Here is a 16457-nt window from a genome sequence, read left to right as displayed (position 1 = left end):
TCAGCGCTCGGCGCAGAACGCCTGCACCCGCTGCCAGAACAGCTCTGTGGCGGCCTCGTCGTACTCCTCGGTCAGCGACGCGTCGGTGAACAGGTGCCCGTCCCCCTCATAATCAAATAGTTCAAGCCTCGCCCCGGCCTCACTCACCGAGGCGGAGAACTCCTCGAGTTCGTCCGGCTCCCGCCACGGATCGTCCAGCATGCAGTGAAGCTGAACCGGGGTTTTCCCCGGCCAAGCCGGAACGTGCAGCGCAATCAGCGGCAGCGCCCCACCGAGCAGTACCGCCCCACCCGCAGGCCGTGCGCAAGCCACGTACTCCGCCGGCGCGGCGCCCATCGAGAACCCGACGACGAAGAGCCCATCGGCCAGGTCCCGCGTCGCTCGTTGCGCCCGCGCCAACAGTTCGGGGAACCCGACGACCTCTTGCGCGAAGTGCATCGCCGGCTCGTAGCCGTCGAACACCTCGCCCTCGTAGAGGTCGGCGACCAAGACCTCGTGCCCGGCCTCGGTGAGCCGCCGGGCGGCGTCGAGGACGCCGGGCCGGACGCCCAGCACGGAGTGAAAAAGGGCGATCTCAGCCATGCGTCCATCATCCTCACAACATCACGACGGAAATCGCCGGGCACACGCAACGAAGCGCGGGCGACACGCAACGTTTTCGCCTGACGGCGGGCCCGCGGGTTCCTACCGTGGAGTCATGACGATGCCTCAGTTCGCGTCCCCGTCGGCGGTCCCGAGCACCGACGCGACCGTGACTGCACTGCCGACCGTGCGTTCGGCCCGCACCCGCCACTACCTGATGTGCCGGCCGTCCCACTTCGCAGTCAGCTACACGATCAACCCGTGGATGGACCCGAGCATCCCCGTCGACCGTGAGTTGGCGATCCGCCAGTGGGAGAGCCTGCACGACCTGTACGTGGCCCTGGGCCACACAGTGAGCCTGATCGAGCCGATCCCCGGCCTGCCGGACATGGTGTTCGCGGCGAACGGGGCGTTGGTCGTCGACGGCAAGGTCCTCGGCGCCAAGTTCGCCAAGGAGCAGCGGAGGCCCGAGGGGCCCGCCTACCTCGACCGGTTGATGGCCCTGGACAGTTTCGGCTCGTTCGCGGTGACCCTCGCGGACAACGAGGGTGAGGGCGACTTCCTGGACGTCGGCGACGTGATCCTGGCCGGCACCGGATTCCGCACCGCGCCCGCCGCGCACCGTGAGGCTCAGGAGTTCCTCGGCAAGCCGGTGATCTCGCTGACCCTGGTCGACCCGAACTTCTACCACCTGGACACTGCGCTGACCGTGCTCGGCGACCGCGACATCGCCTACTACCCGGCGGCGTTCTCGCCGGGCAGCCGGGCGGTGCTGCGCCGCATGTTCCCGGACGCGCTGATCGCCACCCCGAACGACGCGATGGTGTTCGGCCTGAACTCCGTCAGCGACGGCCGGCACGTCGCGGTGGCCGTCGAGGCGGTCGACCTGCACGCGGCGCTGCGCGCCCGCGGTTACGAGCCGATCCCGGTCGCGATGTCGGAGTTCCGCAAGTCCGGTGGCGGGCCGAAGTGCTGCACGTTGGAGCTGCGGTCATGACGAGCACCGTTCCGGCGGCCCGGATGCCCGCCGCCGACCTGCGCGACCGCTGCGCGCACAACTACCACCCGCTGCCGGTGGTCGTCGCCTCGGCGAGCGGGTGCTGGGTCACCGACGTCAACGGCCGCCGCTACCTGGACTGCCTGGCCGCGTACTCGGCGCTGAACTTCGGCCACGGCCACCCGGAGCTGCTGGCTGCCGCGCACCACCAGCTCGACCGGCTGACGTTGACCTCGCGGGCCTTCGACCACGACGCCCTCTACGAGTTCTGCGCCGAGCTCGGCGACCTGTGCGGCAAGCAGATGGTGCTGCCGATGAACACCGGCGCGGAGGCCGTGGAGACCGCGATCAAGGTGGCCCGCAAGTGGGGCTACCGGGTCAAGGGCGTCCCGTCCGGCCGAGCCACGATCGTCGTGGCCGACGGCAACTTCCACGGCCGCACGACCACGATCGTCTCGTTCTCCACCGACTCGGTCGCGCGCGACGACTTCGGTCCGTTCACCCCCGGGTTCCGGATCGTGCCCTACGGCGATGCCGCCGCGCTGGAGGCCGCGATCGACGACGACACCGTCGCGGTGCTCATCGAGCCGATCCAGGGCGAGGCGGGCGTGCTCGTGCCGCCGGCCGGCTACCTGCGCTCGGTGCGCGAGATCTGCACCCGCCACAACGTGCTGTTCCTGGCCGACGAGATCCAGTCCGGCCTCGGCCGCACCGGCGACACGTTCGCCTGCGACCACGAGGGCGTCGTCCCGGACATGTACGTGCTGGGCAAGGCGCTCGGCGGCGGCATCGTGCCGGTGTCGGCCGTCGCGGCCGACGCGGACGTGCTCGGCGTGCTGTCGCCGGGGGAGCATGGCTCGACCTTCGGCGGTAACCCGATGGCCTGCGCGGTCGGCCGGGTGGTCGTCCGGATGCTGGCCGGCGGCGAGTACCAGAGGCGGGCCCGCGACCTCGGCGAGCAGTTGCACTCCCGGCTGATGGGGCTCGCCCCGCTCGGCGTCACCGCGGTGCGTGGCCGTGGCCTGTGGGCCGGGGTCGACATCGACCCCGAGTTGGCGACGGGGCGTCAGATCTGCGAACGGCTCATGTCGCTCGGCGTGCTGGCCAAGGACACCCACGGGTCGACGATCCGCCTCGCGCCGCCGCTGGTGATCAGCGAGGCCGAGATCGACTGGGCCCTCGACGCCCTGACCGAGGCCTTGCGCGTCCGCTGACCCACCGGGCCCCGCAGGCCGCGCCTGCGAACACCACTTCTGCTGCCTGCCGCACCTAATGAGGCCGACCAATAGGTGCGACAGGCAGCAGAAGTCGGGGCTTCAGTTGAGGCGGGCCCGCGCGGTGCGGGCGTCCTGGCGGGCCGACTTGGCCACCAGCGGCTGCTCGGCCTCGACCAGCTCGGCGAAGGCCTCCAGCTGCGTGGCCGCGGCCCCGTAGTCGCCGGTCCGGGCCAGGGCCTCGCCGTGCTCGCGGCGCAGCACCTCCGGGCAACCGGGGATCAACAACGACAGCTCCAGGGCCCACAGCCGGGTGCGGACGCGGTCGGACCGGCCCGCCCAGTTGCGGATGTTGGCCAGGATGCGCAGCATCGTCCGCCTGGTGTCCCAGGGACGCAGATCGCGCGCGGTCGGCTCGTGCCCGATCGCGCCGTAGACGGTCGACGGCGGTACCGGCACCCCGCCCGCGAACGGGTCGACCAGGACCAGCCCGTCGCCGCGGACGTCCTCCGGGTCGCCGATGCCGACGACGAAGTGGCCGGGCAGCCCGACCCCGTGAGCCGGTACCTCGATGCGCCGGGCGACCTCCAACCACACCACCGACAGCAGGATCGGCAGGCCCCTGCGGCGGCCCAGCACCTCGTGCAGCAGGGACGAGCGCACGTCGTCGTAGTCCGCGGCCGAGCCCGCGAAGCCCACGTCGCCGCCGAGGGTCGAGCGCAGGTGGCGCCCGATCGCGGCCGGCCCGGCCGCCCCGGGCAGCCCGGCGGCCACCACGTCGGCCAGCGCGTCAAGGCGCTCGGTGAACCCGCGCACGTCGAGCCCCGGGGTGACCTCGTTGCCCATCAGCAGGCAGGGCAGGTCCAGCGGGGTCGCGGGATCGGCCATCGCCGCCGCGAACAGTTCACGGTGCTCGGTCACGACGCCTCCGTCCCGACCGAGGGCTTTGCCTCCGGGGCGGTGCGGTACTGGTAGGCGTGGTGCTGGGCGAAGCCCAGGCCGCGGTAGAGCTCGATCGCCGCGGTGTTGTCCGCGGCGACCTGCAGGTACACCTGCTCGGCACCGGCGGTTCGGCCGTGCGCCACCAGATGCCGCACCACGTGCCCCGCCAGCCCCCGCCGGCGGGCCGTGGGCCCGGTCTCGACCGCGCTGATGCCCAGTCGGCCGGAGTCCAACGTCGAACGGGCGATCGCCGTCGCTGCGCCGCCGTGGCGCACGGACGCGAAGACCGCCGACTGAGGACCCGTCAGAACCGTTCTGCCCACCTCCGAGATACCTCCCCGGGAACCGTAGCCCGCGAGCCAGGCCTCGTCCGGGGCGGTGTCCAGCCGGACCGGCTCCCCGCCCGGGTCCGGCGGCAGGACCGTGTTGGCCGCGGCGGTCAGCACCAGGATCCGCCGGCCGGTCGTGGGCCAACCGAGGTCGGTCAGCGCGGCGCCGAGGCCGTCGTCGAGCGGTTCGGGGATCGAGAACGCCGGCGCCAGGTCGCGCTCGCGGTACCAGCGGTCGACGACCGCCAGCGCCTCGGGCACCGGCAGGCCGGGGGCGTCCAGCACCAGCACCGAGTTGGCCCGCAGCGTCCACCCGCCGGTGGCGCGCAGCAGCCAGCCGCCCAACTCCGTCGTGTCCTGCGCGGGCCAGCCCAGGGCAGCGATCCGCTGCAGCTCGCGCACCTGCGCCAGGCCGCCGGACATCCGGGTCGGCGGCGGCGGGACCACCTTGCCGGCCACCACCGAGTCCTCGGCGATCTCGGTGAGGGTCCCGTCGCGGCGTGCGACGACCAGCGTTCCGTCCGACCACCGGAGCAACTGTCCGACCGCATCGGTCATCCCCCCGTCGGGCAGTCGACGCCTGACCGAAACCCGGGAACCGACGTCGTCCGGCGAGATCGTCAACGCGAGGACGAAGCGTTGCTGCAAGCGGTGCCCCCGTTGTCGTCTTGGCCTGCCCTGACCGTGATACTAAGTCGGCAGTCAGATCGCGAGGAGGACCTTCCGTGACGTACGTGATCGCTCAGCCCTGCGTCGACCTCAAGGACAAAGCCTGTATCGAGGAGTGTCCGGTCGATTGCATCTACGAGGGCGAGCGGATGCTCTACATCCACCCCGACGAGTGCGTGGATTGCGGGGCCTGTGAACCGGTGTGCCCGGTCGAGGCAATTTTCTACGAGGACGACGTGCCGGACCAGTGGAAGAGCTTCTACAAGGCCAACGTCGAGTTCTTCGACGACCTCGGGTCGCCCGGCGGCGCGGCGAAGCTCGGCCTGATCGAGCGCGACCACCCGCACGTCGCGGCGCTGCCGCCGCAAGAACACGAAGAGTGAGGTCGTCGAACCTCCCGGACTTCCCCTGGGACCGGCTCAACCCGGCCAAGGAACGTGCTATCACGGCGGCTGGGCCGGCGGGGTTGGTCGACCTGTCCGTCGGCACCCCGGTCGACCCGGCGCCGAAGGTCGTGCAGGAAGCGCTGGCCGGGGCGGCCGACGCGCCCGGCTACCCGCTGACCTCCGGCACGCCGGCAGTTCGCGCGGCGATCGCGGAGTTCCTGGCCCGGCGCTTCGGCGTCGCGGGCCTGGCCCCGACCGCGGTGCTGCCGGCCATCGGGTCGAAGGAACTCGTGGCCTGGTTGCCGAGGTTGCTCGGGCTGGGGTCCGGCGACGTGGTGGCGCATCCGCATCTGGCCTACCCGACCTACGAGGTCGGTGCGCGGCTGGCCGGGGCCACCCCGGTGCGGGCTGAGGAACCGTCAGAACTCGACTCGGCGGGCAGATCGGGCCCGGTGGGGATGGTCTGGGTGAACTCCCCGGCCAACCCGTCAGGTCGTGTCCTGCCGCCGGACCGGCTGCGCGAACTGGTGGCGTGGGCCCGGGCGGCGGGCGCGGTGCTGGTCTCCGACGAGTGCTACGCGGAGTTCGGCTGGGACACCGAGCCGGTCTCGGTGCTGCACCCGGACATCTGCGGGGGCTCGCATGCAGGCCTGCTGGCGGTGCACTCGGCCTCGAAACGCTCCAACCTGGCCGGTTATCGGGCGGCGTTCCTGGCCGGCGACCCGGGACTGGTGGCGCACCTGCTCGAGGTCCGTAAGCACGCCGGGATGATGCTGCCGACGCCGGTCCAGGCCGCGTTGGTGGCCGCCCTGACCGACACCGAGCACGTCGCGGAGCAGCGGGAGCGGTACGCGGCCCGACGCGCCACGCTGCGGGCGGCCGTGCTCGAGGCCGGCTTCCGGATCGATGAGTCGGCGGCTGGTCTGTACCTGTGGACAACTCGCGACGAGGACTGCTGGGCCACCGTCGGACACTTCGCCGACCGGGGCATCCTGGTCGCTCCGGGGGAGTTCTACGGCCCTGGGGGACGGCGCCATGTGCGCATCGCACTCACCGCGACGGATGAGCGGATCGCGGCAGCGGCCCAGCGACTGACGAGCTGAGCGCGGGCCGGCTTCAGCCGTGCGCGACGATCACCACGAACATCAGCAGGGCGACGGCCAAGGCGGCGACCATGACCAGCACCGGGCCGCGGCCGGACGTCCGCTCCTGGTAGTGCTCCGCGCCGGTCACGAACGCGCGGAACATCTCGGTGTTGCCACCGGGGTCGATCTCGTCGTCCGCCATCTGCCGACCATAGACCTGTAACGACCTGGCGTCAGGGAGATCACGGAACAACATCACCGGCGGGTCCGCCGGTCCGAGATCACTGCGGAATCGACTGCGGGGGGACGTACGGGGCCGGTTCCCGGTGCGCGGGCCGGTGGTACACCGGCCGCGACTCACGCTCGTGGCTGTCCGAGTCCTCGCTGCTGCGGGTGTGGGACGAACCGGACGAGGTGGGCCGACTCGTCGAGGACCGGAGGCTCGAGCTCCCGCTCGACCGGGCGGTGGAGGACTCGGTCGACGACGGGTGGGTCAGCCTCGACTCGCCGGACGGGGAGTGGGACGGCGAACTCTCCGGCGCCGGCGAATTCGTCGGTGTCGGTTCGGCCCCGGAGGATGACTCGTCGGAGGAGGCACTGTCCGACGCGGGTTCCCGCGTCCGGGTCGGCGGGTGGGTGGGCGACGGGGCGGCGGTGGCCGCCGGGGTGGGCGTGCTCGACGGCCTGGCCGGGATGACGGGTGCGACGTCCGGGTCCATGTCGGCGAAGACGACCACGTTGCCCTCGTAGCCATCGCCCTTGTGGTACTGCCCGCCGCAGGTGATCAGCCGCAGGACCGGCGTGGTGCTGGGCCCGTACACGGCTTCGCTGGGGAACTGGTCGCGGGGGTAACTGCCGACCTCGGTGACCGTGAAGTGCGCGGTCGACCCGTCGGCCCGCAGAACCGACAGGTGGTCGCCGGGCCGCATCGCGCCGAGGTTGAAGAACACCGCTGGGGCTTGCGGTGAGTCGAGGTGGCCGACGATCACCGACGTGCCGGCCTCACCGGGGGTGGCCAGGTTGCGGTACCACCCGGCCGGTGCGGTGGAGTCGTCCGGTGGGACCTCGATCTCGCCGTCCGACTGCAGCCCGAGCTGCATCAGCGCCGTGTTGATGCCGACCCGCGGCACGGTCAACCGGATCGGCGTGGAGCGGGTCAGCGGGGTGACCGGGCCGAGCGGGTTCTGCTCGGGCCCGGACTGGGCCAGCAGGGTAGGCCCGGTGCTGGAGAAGCCAATCGCCGCCGCTTGCCCCGCACGAGGCGGGGCAGGCGGCGGCATCTTGCCGAAACTGAGACCGACGATCAGGAGGGTCATGCCCACCTGGCTGAGCACACCGGCGCCAGTCAGCGCCAGCACCCGCGCCTTGCCGTCGGTCATCCTCGAATTACAGGCTGGAGCGGCGACGCAGCGCAAGGACGCCGATCAGGGCGGCCATCGCGATGGCAACCGCACCGGCTGCTGCCAGCGCGTTGCTGTCCGAGACGGAGGAGCCACCGCCACCGGTCTTGGGCGCCCCGGCAGGAACCGCGCCACCGGACTTCGCCGACGAACCGCCGGCCTTGGTGTCGCTCGAGCTGCTCGACTTTGTGGTGCTCGAGGAGCCACCGGCCGTGCTGGGCGGCACGGCGACCGTCGAACCGCCGCTGCTGACCTTGCTTGCGGGGGTCGCGGTAGCGGACGGCAGCGCCGCCGTGGAACCGGTGCCGCTCGACTTGGCGGACGACGAGTCGCTGCTCGACTTGCTGGAACCGCTGCTCGACCCGCCGGTGGACGTGTCCATGTTCATGCCGGGCGGCATGGCGGTCATGTCCGTCCCGGACCCGGAGTGGGACGCGCTCGAGGTCGACTTCGCGGTCGGCGCCGTGACCGCCACAGTGCTGCCGCCCGAGGAGGACGACGAGCCCGTGGAGGAGGAGGCGGATGTCGACTTCGCTGTGGGCAGGGTCACCACCGTGGTGCTGCCGCCCGAGGAGGATGACGAGCCCGTGGAGGAGGCGGATGTCGACTTCGCGGTCGGCAGGCTGGTCGCGACGGTGCTGCTCGCGCTGGTCGAGGCGGCTGTTGGGACGTCTGTCGGGGCGCTGGTGGCGGTGGCCGCGGGCGCGCCGGCGTTGGACGTGGTGTCCTTCTGCGACCACAGGCCGATCAGCGAGAGCACGCCTGCGAGGACGGCGATCGCAATGATCGCGCCCACCACCCAGGACGTGTTGTTCGGCTGATCGTCCCCGCTGTCCGCGTGGTCGTCAGACTCGTTGTTCGGCTTCGCCATCTTCGCTCCCGTTGCGATGGTTTATGCCTGAAAGCGTAGGGCCAAAAAGGTGAATACTTCCCCAAACAGTGCCTTCGACCTGTGCAAATGGGATACCCCGCAAACCGCTTCCGGTCATCCCCGGTCGAAACGAAGATCATCTTCGGGCAATGCCACCCCGCCGATTCACCCGTTGTTCGCACGGTAGGTTGACCGGTACTGACGGCGCGTGACAAAGGAGGTCCTCCGATGGCCAGCAGGAACTCGGAGGTGGCCCGCGGCGGCGTCGTCGGGGTCAGCTACGAGGGCCGCTCGGTCGTGGAATTCGTGACCGGCCTGCGCCTGGACGGAGTGCAGATCGTCGTTGACGCGCGCCTGGTGCCGCGGTGCAACCGGCGCGGGTTCTCCCGGCACGTGCTCGCCGAGGCGCTGCGGGCGAACGGCATCCAGTACGTGCACTACGAGGAGCTCGGCAGTCCGGACGTCGGGCAGGTGGCGTTCCGCAGCGCCGCCGATGCAGCCGCGGCTGCCGACCGCTACCGCGTCCACCTGGCATCACCGCGGGCCCGCGCCGTGATCCGCGACCTGATCACCGTCTCCGGCTCGCGGTGCGTCGGTGTGATGACCGCGGAGCTCGAGTTGGGCCAGGCCCAGCAGGAGGTGCTGCTCGGCGAGATCGAGCGATACCGCCCGGGCGCTGAGGACATCGACTCGGTGCTGAAGGAGTTCGGCGCCGAGCCCACCACGCCGGCCCACGACCACGACGACCGCGACCGACTCGAGCGCGAGATCGACGCGCTGCTCGCCGAGTTCGGCTGAACTGAGCCGTGCGCGCGACGAAGGAGCACGCACGGCCAGGAGGCCGAAAACAAGCGCCGCGGCTGACCCCAAGGGCTCAGTTGGCGTGCAGGGCGGCGTTCAGGCCGCCCCAGTTCTGCCCGGCCCGCGGCAGCGCCTCGACCGCGCCGGTCTGGCTGTTGCGCCGGAACAGGACCCCGTCGCGTCCGGACAACTCTCGGGCCTTGATCACCGAGCCGTCCGGCAGGGCCACCTTCGTCCCGGCCGTGACGTAGCAGCCGGCCTCGATGACACAGTTGTCGCCCAGCGAGATCCCGAGCCCGGCGTTGGCCCCGATCAGGCAGCCGGTGCCCACCCGGATGACCTCCTTGCCGCCGCCGGACAGCGTCCCCATGATCGACGCGCCCCCGCCGACGTCCGAACCGTCGGCCACCACGACCCCGGCCGAGATGCGGCCCTCGACCATCGAGGCACCCAGCGTCCCGGCGTTGAAGTTCACGAACCCCTCGTGCATGACTGTCGTCCCGGAGGCCAGGTGCGCGCCCAGCCGGACCCGGTCCGCGTCGGCGATCCGCACCCCGGCAGGCACGACGTAGTCGGTCATCCGGGGGAACTTGTCGACCCCGAACACCTGCACCGGCCCGGTCGCGCGCAGCCGTAGGCGGGTGCTCTCGAAGTCCTCCACCGGGCACGGGCCGCGATCGGTCCAGACCACGTTGGACAGCAGCCCGAAGATGCCGTCCAGGTTCGCCCCGTGCGGTGCGATCAGGCGGTGGGAGAGCAGGTGCAGCCGCAGGTAGGCGTCGGCGGCGTCGGCCGGCGGCTCGTCCAAGGAGGCGATCCGGGTACGTACCAGCTCGACGCGGACCCCGCGCCGGTCGTCCTTGCCCTCCAGCGCGAGCAACTCCGCCGGCGCCGGGGCGCTCGGCGCGACGCCCAGCTCCGGGGTCGGGTACCAGGTGTCGAGGATCCGTCCGTCGGCAGCGACGGTGGCCAAGCCGTCGCCCCAAGCGTTGCGTTCTGTCACCCGGTAACCGTATCCACGCCCGGATAACGTTGCCGCGTGACCCGTGACCCAGGCGCTGACCTCGACCTCACCCTCGACGGCGCCGCGCTGACCGCCGATCTGGTGGACCGGCCGTCCGTGAGCGGCGCCGAAGGCCCGTTGGCCGACGCGGTGGAGCGCGCGCTGAGCAAGTTCGGGCATCTGACCGTCACGCGCAACGGCGACGCGGTGGTCGCGCGCACCGAGCTCGGTCACGGCGAGCGAGTGGTGATCGCCGGCCACCTGGACACCGTCCCGGCCGCGGACAACCTCACGGCCCGGTTCGTCGACGGACGGTTGTACGGGCTGGGCGCCTGCGACATGAAGGGCGGGGTCGCGGTCGCGTTACGACTGGCCGCGGCGCTGACCGAGCCGGTGCGGGACATCACCTACGTCTTCTACGACAACGAGGAGGTCGCTGCCGAGCGCAACGGCCTGCGTCGGCTGGTGGCCGCGCACCCGGACTGGTTGGCGGGCGACTTCGCGGTGCTGATGGAGCCGTCCAACGCCGGGGTCGAGGCCGGCTGCCAGGGCACGCTGCGGGTCGAGGTCACCACCCGCGGGGTGCGGGCGCACAGCGCGCGGTCGTGGCGCGGCGAGAACGCGATCCACGCCGCCGGCGACGTGCTCGACCGGTTGCGGAACTACCAGCCGCGGCGTCCGACCGTCGACGGCCTGGAGTACCGCGAAGGGCTCTCGGCGGTGTTCGTCCGCGGCGGGGTGGCCGGCAATGTGATTCCGGACGAGTGCGTGGTCACCGTCAACCACCGCTTCGCCCCGGACCGCTCGATGGACGAGGCGCTGGCGCACGTCCACGAGGTCTTCGAGGGCTACGAGGTCGTTTGCGTCGACGCCGCGCCCGGCGCGTTGCCCGGCCTCGACCGGCCCGCCGCGGCCGCATTCCTCGCGGCGACCGGGCGACCGGCCGCCCCCAAGTACGGCTGGACCGACGTCGCCCGGTTCTCCGAGCTCGGCGTGCCCGCGGTCAACTACGGCCCCGGCGACCCGGGCCTGGCGCACACCCGGGACGAGTACGTCGAGCTGTCCGAGATCGCCCAGTGCGAGGCCACGCTGCGCGCCTGGCTGACCGGCGCGGCTCAGGTCAGCGCCTGCGCCACCAACTCGTAGGACCGCAGCCGGGCCTCGTGGCTCCAGACGTTGGTGACGATCATCAGCTCGTCGGCCCCGGACTCGGCCATCCGCTTGGTCAACTGCTCGCGGACCTCCTCCGGGTCGCCGATCACGACCAGGTTCCGGCGTCGCTTGATCGAGGCCCGCTCCGACTCGTTGAACGGGTGGGCCGCGACCTCCTCGGGGCTCTCCAGCGCGGAGAACTCGCCTCGCTCGATCCGCAGCCAACCCAGGTCCATGGTCGTCGCCAGGCGTTCGGCCTCCGCGGTGGTGTCCGCGCAGACCACGGCGACGGCGAGGATCGCGCTCGGCTGCGCGAACTCCGCGTTGGGCGTGAAGGCCGCGCGGTACATGCTGATCGCCGGTCCCGGCGACTCCGCGGTGAAGTGGGTCGCGAACGCGTATCCCAACCCGGCGCGGCCGGCCGACTCCGCGCTGGCACCGGTCGAGCCGAGGATCCAGATCGGCGGCGGGACGGCGTCCTCCGGCATCGCCTGCAGCGACGCGAACGGGTGCCCGTTCGGGAACAGCTTTCGGGTGAACGAGAGCAGCTCGGAGACCAGCGAGGAGAACGCCGAGGCGTCGAAGGCCCGCAACGCCTTGGACGCGAATGCCTCCGAGCCCGGTGCCCGACCGATTCCCAGGTCAATACGGTCCGGGTAGAGCGCCGCGAGGGTCTTGAACGCCTCGGCCACCCGTATCGGGGTGTGATTCGGCAGCATGATCCCACCGGACCCGACCCGGATCCGCTCGGTGCGCGCCGCGACGTGCGCGATCAGCACCTCGGGTGAGCTGCTGGCCACCGCGGGGAGGCTGTGGTGCTCGGCGAACCAGTAGCGCCGGAACCCCAGCTGTTCGGCCAACCGGGCCAGGTCGACGGTTCGTCGGACGCACTCGGCCGCCGACGTCCCGCTCGACACCGGCGCAAGATCGAGCACTGACAGGGGAATCTCCATCGCAGATCGCATGCTGCCACGGGATGCCGGCGAGCCGGACAGCACCCTCGGACGCCCGCAAGCTTGCGACCGTGGCTCGTCGGGGAGCGGCGTCCGATCTCTCGGCTCAATCGCCTGTAGCGTCGCGGCCATGTCGGAGCAGCCCAGTCACACCCCGGAACGCCACCGCGGCCCGGTGATCCTGCGTCGCCGTCAGGTGCAGAACTCCACGACCGACCAGCGGTTGCTCGACGGCCTGGGCCCGAGCGACTGGGTGCACACCGACCCGTGGCGCGTGCTGCGCATCCAGGCGGAGTTCGTCGAGGGATTCGGGCTGCTGGCCGAGACCGGCAAGGCGATCACCATCTTCGGCTCCGCGCGCACCCCGCGCGATCACCCCGAGTACGAGTTGACCCGGCGGCTCGGCCACAGCCTGGCCAAGGCCGGGTGGGCGGTGATCACCGGTGGCGGACCGGGTGTGATGGAGGCCGCGAACCGGGGCGCGGTGGAGGCCGAGGGCACCTCGATCGGCCTGGGCATCGAGCTGCCGTTCGAGCAGGGCCTGAACGAGTACGTCGACGTCGGCATCGACTTCCGCTACTTCTTCGTCCGCAAGACGATGTTCGTCAAGTACGCCCAGGGCTTCGTGTTCATGCCCGGCGGATTCGGGACTCTCGACGAGCTGTTCGAGGCGCTGGTCCTGGTCCAGACCCAGAAAGTGACCCGCTTCCCGGTCGTGCTGATGGGCAAGGACTACTGGACCGGCCTGATCGAGTGGATCAGCACCCGCGTCGTGGAGTCGGGGAAGATCTCGCCCAGTGACATCGAGCTGATCCAGATCACCGACGACGTGGACGAGGTCGTGCAGATCATGCGCGACGCCGACGAGCGGCGCCGTCGCCAGGAGCTCGCCGCAGGCGACGCGCTGGCCATCGACATCGCCGCCCAGACCAGCGAGCTGCGGATGCTGCGGTTGCCGGCCGACGGCTGAGCCGATGGCGGCGATCTGCGTCTTCTGCGCGTCGAGTGAGTTGATCGACCCGAGGTGGGTCGAGCTGGCCGGGCAGGTCGGGACCGAACTGGCCGCCCGCGGGCACACGCTGGTCTCGGGCGGTGGCGCGATCTCGGCGATGGGCGCGTTGGCCCGGGCCGCGCGGGCCGGTGGGGCGCACACGATCGGGGTGATCCCGCAGGCACTGGTCAGCCGGGAGGTCGCCGACCACGACGCCGACGAGCTGCTGGTCACCCCCGACATGCGGACCCGCAAGGCCGCCATGGACGCCCGCGCGGACGCGTTCCTGGTGCTGCCCGGCGGCCTGGGCACGCTGGAGGAGCTGCTGGAGATCTGGGTCGCCCGGGCGCTGGGCATGCACGACCGGCCGGTCGTGCTGCTGGATCCGGGTGGCTTGTTCGCCCCGCTGCGGGAGCAGGTGCAGGTGCTGGTCGCACAGCGGTTCATGTCCGCGGCGACCGCGGAGCTGCTGAGCTGGACGACCTCGGTGGCCGAGGCCTTCGACCGGCTCGCCGAGCGCGCCGCCTAAGCCGCGAGCGGCTCGGCGATCTCGGAGCGGGACGGCTCGGCGAGCTCGGTGAACACGAACTTGCGGTAGGTCCAGAACCGGAAGACCGTGCCCAGCATCATGCCGATCACGTTCGCCGAGATGTTGTCGTCCAACGACGAGGTCAGGCCCAGCACGTAGTGCGACAACCCGAGGCAGCCCAACGCGATCGCCAGCCCGACGGCGTTGAACGCGAAGAACAGCGCGTACTCCCGGCGCAGGCCGGTGCGCTCGCGGTGCCGGAACGTCCAGTGCCGGTTGCCGAAGTACGCGGCGGTGGTGGCCAGGATCGTCGAGATGAACTTGGCGCTCAGCGGGCGGTCGGTGAGGACCCCGGCTCGCAGCGCGTTGAACGTGCCGACGTCGACCACGTAGGCGACCGCACCGACGACCCCGAACTTCGCGAGTTCGTGGACGAGGTGGCCGAAGCGCTCACGGATGGCTGCGCTGAGGTTGGCGATGCGGGTGCCGTCCGTACTGCGGGCGAAACTCACCGATCCCGGCCCTCTCGTTCAGCCGGGGGGTCCCCGGACTCTGTTCATCGCAGCCGGGGTGTTCCCGGACTCTGCTCGTCGCGACCGGGGTGGGTACCCGGACTGCCGCTAATGCGTTGTCGGCAGTCATTCTTCCCCACCTGATGGCCTGTCAGGCGCTACTGAGGGTGAAGCTGATCGCATTTCGTGACCTGCATTCGGTCACGGAACCGTTGCATCGTGTGTGTAATGCCTGGTCAGCGCCTTGATCCGGGCCGTTGCGCTGCTGCACTGAGGAGTCTCGATAGCGTGTCGCGCGTGGCGCAACCGGTGGTCGGAATGGTCGGCGGCGGGCAACTGGCCCGGATGACGGCGGCTGCGGCCGTCGCTCTCGACGTACGGCTGCGGGTGCTGGCCGAGGCGGCGGACTCCTCAGCCGCCCAGATCAGCGCCGATGTGGTGGTCGGCGACCACGACGACCTGGACATGTTGCGGGCCTTTGCGGCCGGTTGCGACGTGCTGACGTTCGATCACGAGCACGTGCCACCGGCGCACCTGGAGGTGCTCGAGGCCGAGGGAGTCGCGGTGCGGCCCGGCTCGGCGGCGCTGCGGCACGCCCAGGACAAGCGCGTGATGCGCGAGCGGTTGACCCGGCTCGGGACGCCGGTGCCCGAGTGGGCGCTGGTGTACGACGTCGCTGGGCTGGACGCATTCGGTGCCCGGGTGGGCTGGCCGGTGGTGATCAAGACCCCGCAGGGCGGCTATGACGGCCGCGGCGTCCGGGTCGTCGCCGCCGCCGCTGACGCCGTCGACTGGCTGGCGCGCGGCCCGGTGCTGGCCGAGGCCCGGGTCGACTTCGACCGGGAACTGGCGGTACTGCTGGCCCGTAGCCCGCACGGACAGGCCGCGGTGTGGCCGGTCGTGCAGACCGTGCAGCGGGCCGGGATCTGCCGCGAGGTGCTGGCCCCGGCGCCGATCAGCGAGGAGCACGCGCTGGCGGCACAGCAGATCGCGCTGCGGATCGCCGGGGACCTCGAGGTGGTCGGGGTGCTGGCTGTGGAGATGTTCGACACCGCGGCCGGCGTCGTCGTCAACGAACTCGCGATGCGCCCGCACAACAGCGGCCACTGGACCATCGACGGCTCGGTGACCAGCCAGTTCGAGCAGCACCTGCGGGCGGTGCTGGACTGGCCGCTGGGCGACGTGTCGATGCGCGACCGCCACGTGGTGATGGCCAACGTTCTCGGCGGCGACCACCCCGACCTGTTCGGGGGTTACCTGCACTGCATGGCCCACGACCCGGGGCTGAAGATCCACAACTACGGCAAGAAGGCGCTGCCCGGCCGCAAGGTCGGGCACGTGACCGTCGGCGGCCGCGACCCGGCGGACCTGCTCGCCCGCGCCCGGCACGCCGCGGCGTTCCTGGGCGGCCATCCCGAGTTGGAACAGGCTGACCCGGACTCACCGGTTGGAGACGACCTTGGCTGAACCCGACGCCCCGCCGGCGGGCCTGCGCGCCGCCGCCCCGCTGGTCGGGGTGGTGATGGGGTCGGACTCGGACTGGTCGGTGATGGAGGCCGCCGCCGAGTTGCTGGAGGAGTTCGACGTCCCGTTCGAGGCCGACGTGGTCTCCGCGCACCGGATGCCGCGCGCGATGCTCGACTACGGGGCAAGTGCGGCCGACCGCGGGTTGAAGGTGATCATCGCCGGCGCCGGGGGAGCGGCGCACCTGCCCGGGATGCTCGCCTCGGTCACGCCGTTGCCGGTCATCGGCGTACCGGTGCCGCTGCGAAACCTCGACGGGCTGGACTCGTTGCTCTCGATCGTGCAGATGCCTGCCGGGGTGCCGGTCGCCACGGTGGCGGTGGGCGGCGCGCGCAACGCGGGCCTGCTCGCCGTGCGCATCCTGGCGGTGAGCGACAAGGACCTGCGGAACCGAATGCTCGACTTCCAGACCGACCTGGCGGCCACCGCCCGGGCGAAGGGCGCCGCGCTGCGCTCCCGGCGCCTCGGCTCCCCCTGACCCTCCGCCCGCTGCACTAATTCGTCGTGCTCCGCCCGC

At 71.4% G+C, this 16457-nt stretch carries 19 protein-coding genes; 11 read left to right on the top strand and 8 right to left on the bottom strand.

Annotated features, from left to right (window positions below):
• Positions 1-582: a dienelactone hydrolase family protein gene (locus tag VHU88_24360; protein ID HEX3614845.1), complete on the bottom strand. Its 582-nt coding sequence runs from the start codon at positions 580-582 to the stop codon at positions 1-3.
• A gap of 115 nt (positions 583-697) precedes the next feature.
• Between VHU88_24360 and VHU88_24355 the strand changes: the two genes are divergently transcribed.
• Both VHU88_24355 and rocD read left to right on the top strand, forming a co-directional pair.
• Entirely contained in the window at positions 698-1579 is an 882-nt protein-coding gene (locus tag VHU88_24355) for an amidinotransferase (protein ID HEX3614844.1), read from the top strand.
• The gene (rocD, locus tag VHU88_24350; GenBank protein HEX3614843.1) at positions 1576-2793 is read left to right on the top strand and encodes an ornithine--oxo-acid transaminase; all 1218 of its coding nucleotides are present in this window, start codon (positions 1576-1578) and stop codon (positions 2791-2793) included. The genes VHU88_24355 and rocD overlap by 4 nt, the downstream gene beginning before the upstream one ends.
• A 102-nt stretch (positions 2794-2895) precedes the next feature.
• On the opposite strand, the gene VHU88_24345 is transcribed toward rocD, so the two are convergent.
• Positions 2896-3714 (bottom strand): transglutaminase-like domain-containing protein, encoded by an 819-nt coding sequence (locus tag VHU88_24345; protein HEX3614842.1) that lies wholly within the window; start codon positions 3712-3714, stop codon positions 2896-2898.
• Entirely contained in the window at positions 3711-4712 is a 1002-nt protein-coding gene (locus tag VHU88_24340) for a GNAT family N-acetyltransferase (protein HEX3614841.1), read from the bottom strand. Before VHU88_24340 ends, VHU88_24345 begins: the two co-directional genes overlap by 4 nt.
• Before the next feature lie 77 nt (positions 4713-4789).
• Between VHU88_24340 and fdxA the strand changes: the two genes are divergently transcribed.
• On the top strand, positions 4790-5116 hold the full coding sequence (gene fdxA / locus VHU88_24335; GenBank protein HEX3614840.1) for a ferredoxin: 327 nt from the start codon (positions 4790-4792) through the stop codon (positions 5114-5116).
• Positions 5113-6222, top strand: a complete 1110-nt coding sequence (dapC, locus tag VHU88_24330; GenBank protein ID HEX3614839.1) for a succinyldiaminopimelate transaminase — start codon at positions 5113-5115, stop codon at positions 6220-6222. The genes fdxA and dapC overlap by 4 nt, the downstream gene beginning before the upstream one ends.
• Positions 6223-6235: 13 nt before the next feature.
• Here dapC and VHU88_24325 read toward each other — a convergent pair whose 3' ends face one another.
• Both VHU88_24325 and VHU88_24320 read right to left on the bottom strand, forming a co-directional pair.
• Entirely contained in the window at positions 6236-6406 is a 171-nt protein-coding gene (locus VHU88_24325; protein HEX3614838.1) for a hypothetical protein, read from the bottom strand.
• Positions 6407-6485: 79 nt separating this feature from the next.
• Entirely contained in the window at positions 6486-7583 is a 1098-nt protein-coding gene (locus VHU88_24320) for a class F sortase (GenBank protein HEX3614837.1), read from the bottom strand.
• 62 nt (positions 7584-7645) lie between these two features.
• On the opposite strand from VHU88_24320, the gene VHU88_24315 reads away from it, so the two are divergent.
• Both VHU88_24315 and VHU88_24310 read left to right on the top strand, forming a co-directional pair.
• Positions 7646-8425, top strand: a complete 780-nt coding sequence (locus VHU88_24315) for a hypothetical protein (protein HEX3614836.1) — start codon at positions 7646-7648, stop codon at positions 8423-8425.
• Between the two features lie 278 nt (positions 8426-8703).
• Positions 8704-9273, top strand: coding sequence for a DUF488 domain-containing protein (locus tag VHU88_24310; protein HEX3614835.1), 570 nt, complete (start codon positions 8704-8706; stop codon positions 9271-9273).
• A gap of 76 nt (positions 9274-9349) precedes the next feature.
• Here VHU88_24310 and dapD read toward each other — a convergent pair whose 3' ends face one another.
• Complete coding sequence (dapD, locus tag VHU88_24305) at positions 9350-10279, bottom strand: 2,3,4,5-tetrahydropyridine-2,6-dicarboxylate N-succinyltransferase (GenBank protein ID HEX3614834.1); 930 nt, start codon at positions 10277-10279, stop codon at positions 9350-9352.
• Between the two features lie 36 nt (positions 10280-10315).
• Here dapD and dapE point away from each other — a divergent pair, with 36 nt between their 5' ends.
• A complete protein-coding gene (gene dapE, locus VHU88_24300; GenBank protein HEX3614833.1) occupies positions 10316-11425 on the top strand; it encodes a succinyl-diaminopimelate desuccinylase in 1110 nt (369 codons plus the stop codon).
• Here the strand turns inward: dapE and VHU88_24295 are convergent.
• The gene (locus VHU88_24295) at positions 11395-12384 is read right to left on the bottom strand and encodes an LLM class flavin-dependent oxidoreductase (GenBank protein HEX3614832.1); all 990 of its coding nucleotides are present in this window, start codon (positions 12382-12384) and stop codon (positions 11395-11397) included. The two genes, dapE and VHU88_24295, sit on opposite strands and share 31 nt — an antisense overlap.
• Positions 12385-12514: 130 nt before the next feature.
• Between VHU88_24295 and VHU88_24290 the strand changes: the two genes are divergently transcribed.
• Together VHU88_24290 and VHU88_24285 are read left to right on the top strand one after the other, a co-directional pair.
• Positions 12515-13354 (top strand): TIGR00730 family Rossman fold protein, encoded by an 840-nt coding sequence (locus tag VHU88_24290; protein HEX3614831.1) that lies wholly within the window; start codon positions 12515-12517, stop codon positions 13352-13354.
• A 4-nt stretch (positions 13355-13358) separates the two neighbouring features.
• The gene (locus VHU88_24285; GenBank protein HEX3614830.1) at positions 13359-13904 is read left to right on the top strand and encodes a TIGR00730 family Rossman fold protein; all 546 of its coding nucleotides are present in this window, start codon (positions 13359-13361) and stop codon (positions 13902-13904) included.
• On the opposite strand, the gene VHU88_24280 is transcribed toward VHU88_24285, so the two are convergent.
• Positions 13901-14416: a GtrA family protein gene (locus tag VHU88_24280; protein ID HEX3614829.1), complete on the bottom strand. Its 516-nt coding sequence runs from the start codon at positions 14414-14416 to the stop codon at positions 13901-13903. The two genes, VHU88_24285 and VHU88_24280, sit on opposite strands and share 4 nt — an antisense overlap.
• Positions 14417-14713: 297 nt before the next feature.
• Between VHU88_24280 and VHU88_24275 the strand changes: the two genes are divergently transcribed.
• Both VHU88_24275 and purE read left to right on the top strand, forming a co-directional pair.
• Positions 14714-15883, top strand: a complete 1170-nt coding sequence (locus tag VHU88_24275; GenBank protein ID HEX3614828.1) for a 5-(carboxyamino)imidazole ribonucleotide synthase — start codon at positions 14714-14716, stop codon at positions 15881-15883.
• A complete protein-coding gene (gene purE / locus VHU88_24270; protein ID HEX3614827.1) occupies positions 15876-16418 on the top strand; it encodes a 5-(carboxyamino)imidazole ribonucleotide mutase in 543 nt (180 codons plus the stop codon). Before VHU88_24275 ends, purE begins: the two co-directional genes overlap by 8 nt.
• Positions 16419-16457 lie beyond the last annotated feature (39 nt).

Source organism: Sporichthyaceae bacterium, assembly GCA_036269075.1.
In the GTDB taxonomy this organism is placed as follows: Bacteria; Actinomycetota; Actinomycetes; order Sporichthyales; family Sporichthyaceae; genus DASQPJ01.
The sequence above is the reverse complement of the archived record's forward strand: the minus strand, read 5'-3'. Positions and strand labels throughout refer to the sequence as shown.

What these genes read in the sequence shown, in the direction of transcription:
- VHU88_24310 (HEX3614835.1), top strand. Translation starts at nt 8,704, where the DNA reads ATGGCCAGCAGGAACTCGGAGGTGGCCCGCGGCGGCGTCGTCGGGGTC.
- VHU88_24285 (HEX3614830.1), top strand. Translation starts at nt 13,359, where the DNA reads ATGGCGGCGATCTGCGTCTTCTGCGCGTCGAGTGAGTTGATCGACCCG.
- VHU88_24295 (HEX3614832.1), bottom strand. Translation starts at nt 12,384, where the DNA reads ATGGAGATTCCCCTGTCAGTGCTCGATCTTGCGCCGGTGTCGAGCGGG.
- VHU88_24315 (HEX3614836.1), top strand. Translation starts at nt 7,646, where the DNA reads ATGGCAACCGCACCGGCTGCTGCCAGCGCGTTGCTGTCCGAGACGGAG.
- VHU88_24355 (HEX3614844.1), top strand. Translation starts at nt 698, where the DNA reads ATGACGATGCCTCAGTTCGCGTCCCCGTCGGCGGTCCCGAGCACCGAC.
- VHU88_24325 (HEX3614838.1), bottom strand. Translation starts at nt 6,406, where the DNA reads ATGGCGGACGACGAGATCGACCCCGGTGGCAACACCGAGATGTTCCGC.
- rocD (HEX3614843.1), top strand. Translation starts at nt 1,576, where the DNA reads ATGACGAGCACCGTTCCGGCGGCCCGGATGCCCGCCGCCGACCTGCGC.
- VHU88_24360 (HEX3614845.1), bottom strand. Translation starts at nt 582, where the DNA reads ATGGCTGAGATCGCCCTTTTTCACTCCGTGCTGGGCGTCCGGCCCGGC.
- VHU88_24320 (HEX3614837.1), bottom strand. Translation starts at nt 7,583, where the DNA reads ATGACCGACGGCAAGGCGCGGGTGCTGGCGCTGACTGGCGCCGGTGTG.
- VHU88_24290 (HEX3614831.1), top strand. Translation starts at nt 12,515, where the DNA reads ATGTCGGAGCAGCCCAGTCACACCCCGGAACGCCACCGCGGCCCGGTG.